The following is a 2,946-nucleotide window of genomic DNA, read 5'->3' as shown; positions in this document are numbered from 1 at the left end:
CTCTAATCCTATTCCAAAAAACGTTGTAAATACTGTCATAAGAAAGGTAGTAGTATAAATAATGAATAAGTTTAATCCATAATAGTTGCTTAATATATAAACAGTTATTAATAAGCACCCGCTTAGTACATCCATGCAAACGACGAGTTTCTTTTTATCAACCTTATCAGCAATGACACCAGCAAATGGATTCATAACAATCATTGGAATCGTTCCTAATATGAGCGTAATCGCAAAATGTAACGCAGATCCGGTTATTTGTAAAACATACAATCCTAATGCAAAACTATAAATTGAGCTACCGAATAGTGATACTGTTTTTGCAATTGAATATAAACAAATATTTCTTAGTTCTTGGTTTCTTTTTTTATTTTCTATATGTAATCGTAAACTTCCCATCACTTTTCCCTCACTTTTCTTTGTATTACATAAAGTGTAAATTCTCGGGTTAACCCAATATCAATACACTGTGTTTAAAAATTACTACAAAGAAATGAAAAAAGATGGGGTTAACCCCGTGCACATCAACTGAAGATATTAGTGCCTCCTACAACGATAAAAAATAAAATGATTAATAAGATCACATGTACAAATGCAAATTTTTTATTGAAATCTAAAAAATAATATGGTATCTTCTATTACGTTGATTAATTACATATGAGAATCATGTATAACTCCAAGAATATGGCTTGGGGGTCTCTACCAGGAACCAACAACTCCTGACTACAAAATGCGTCTTTTAGCGTTTGTAGTCAGGAGTTTTTTTGTTCTACGGTAAATAATGCAGAGAAGGGAATATAAAAAATGAATTTCAAAGTATTTATATTAGCTTTAGCAACGATAGCGGTAGGTCTTGTAGAGCTTATCGTTGGAGGAATATTGCCAGACATCGCTAAAGATTTTAATGTTTCATTAAGTTCCGCTGGTCAATTAATTACAATTTTCGCCTTTACTTATGCAATAGCAGGTCCTGTATTATTGATTTTCACAAGTAAAGTGGAAAGAAAAAAATTATATATTATTTCACTTTACATTTTTCTAATTGGTAATCTACTTACTTATTTTAGTCCGAACTTTACTTTTATGATGATAGCAAGAATTTTAACTGCTATGAGTACTGCTTTAGTTGTAGTACTTTCCCTAACAATTGCAGCTAAAATTGTTAATCCCGTTTATCGAGCAAAAGCATTAGGATTAATTTATATGGGTATTAGCTCTTCACTTGTACTAGGAGTACCACTAGGCATATTAATTTCAAACACATTTGGCTGGAGAATTATTTTTTTATGTATAGCTATTTTATCATTGGGGTCTATTATCTTAATTTCAGTATTTTTAGATAAAATACCTGGAGAGGAAAACCGAACTCCTTTATCTATCCAATTAAAGGCCGTTTGTAGTCTTAAACTAGGATCTGCCCATCTAGCTACCATGTTTATGTTAGCAGGACACTATACTCTATATGCTTATTTTACTCCTTTTTTAGAAAATAAGTTTCACCTAAGCCCTTATTGGATTAGCATATTTTATTTAGTGTTTGGTATAGCTGCAGTAAGTGGAGGAGCGTTTGGCGGTGTATTATCAGATAAAATAGGCGCTCAAAAAAGTATTGTGATAGTTATTACTCTATTTGCTCTAATCTTATTTATATTACCGTTTACTGCAGTTTCTATTATCCTATTTATTCCTGTTATGATAGTTTGGGCTGCATTGAGTTGGGGGCTTGCACCACCTCAACAAAGTTATTTAATCCAAACTGCCCCGGATACGTCAGATATACAGCAAAGTTTTAATAATTCAGCCCTACAAATAGGAATTTCACTCGGCTCTGCAGTTGGAGGTATAGCTTTAAAACAAGTACATAATGTCGCCAATATGGCCTGGGTTGGTGGATCTTTAGTTTTATTATCTTTAGGTTTGGCTATCTTTTCTCTTACTAGACATACACCGACAAGAGACTGTCCAGTGAGTGCTAAACATTTAGATTAACATTCTCTTTTTCTTTTCATCGTAAAAAGTATAGATAGGAATCGTCATAAATAGTCCCGTTATAAAAACGGACTTTTTATGACGGGGTTAACCCCATCTTTTTCCGAAAAATGAATATGTATAAATTTCTTCTCCTTGAACAAAGAAATCCTCGTACTTTCCCCCTCGTATCAAATAATTTGAAGTACTTTCATCAATCGATTGAAACTGTAGATTTTGGATTTCTTTCGTTACTTTTACAGATGTAAAATTCACTCTGAGTCTAGGTGCAATTTGGCTATTTATACTAAATTTATTAAATAAAATAAACGAACTTAATAAATAACTATTGTGTTTAAAAAGGGAATTTAATTCGCACAATAAGAACTCCTCATGTTCAAAACTATAATTACTTGTACCTGATTGATCAATTACAATATCAATAGAATAATTCTGAATAGGTATGTTTAGAAAATCGGCACAGATAAATACAATATTTCTTTTCGCATTTCTTCTCTCAATTACATCTTTTAAAAGTAAAAGTTTATTCAAATCTCGATCAACAGCAATATATAAACACTCTTCCGGTAGTTCTTCATAAATATTTCGTAAAAAGAATCCAATACCAGATCCTAAATCAAGTAGTATTTTTTCATTTAAATCTAGTTGCATTAGTTTCTTTTTCGCCCATTCTCCTCCTCTTTGAATATTTTCCAAAAAAGCAGTATCAGTTTCATGGATATAATCCGAAATAGAATCTTCAAATGATGTCTTTTCACACGCTTTCAATGAGTTACCAGCTGTTAAAACCCCTGAAATAATCGCGTATTCTTCACCACAATTACAAATTAACTTTCCCTCAATAATTTGATTTTTATTGATAATGCCATCTTCAAGAATTAAATTTCCGTTACACTTAACACATTTAAATAAATGAAGTACTTTTAAATCTACCCCTAAAATTGAACTCGAAATTTC

General features: G+C 31.5%; 3 protein-coding genes and 1 riboswitch. Of the genes, 1 reads left to right on the top strand and 2 read right to left on the bottom strand.

The features are described 5' to 3' along the window. Positions 1-399, bottom strand: a 399-nt coding sequence (locus ABWK52_RS27135) for an MFS transporter (protein WP_353772272.1), incomplete at its 3' end; no start/stop codon positions are given. A gap of 247 nt (positions 400-646) precedes the next feature. Next, positions 647-746, top strand: a riboswitch (purine riboswitch). Positions 747-804: 58 nt separating this feature from the next. On the opposite strand from ABWK52_RS27135, the gene ABWK52_RS27130 reads away from it, so the two are divergent. After that, positions 805-1,989, top strand: coding sequence for an MFS transporter (locus tag ABWK52_RS27130; protein WP_001009824.1), 1,185 nt, complete (start codon positions 805-807; stop codon positions 1,987-1,989). Positions 1,990-2,076: 87 nt separating this feature from the next. Here ABWK52_RS27130 and ABWK52_RS27125 read toward each other — a convergent pair. Continuing rightward, positions 2,077-2,946, bottom strand: an 870-nt coding sequence (locus tag ABWK52_RS27125) for a class I SAM-dependent methyltransferase (RefSeq protein ID WP_353772271.1), incomplete at its 5' end; no start/stop codon positions are given.

Origin of the sequence: Bacillus sp. AP50 (assembly GCF_040492675.1) — a bacterium.
Classification (GTDB): Bacteria; Bacillota; Bacilli; order Bacillales; family Bacillaceae_G; genus Bacillus_A; species Bacillus_A cereus.
The sequence above is the reverse complement of the archived record's forward strand: the minus strand, read 5'-3'. Positions and strand labels throughout refer to the sequence as shown.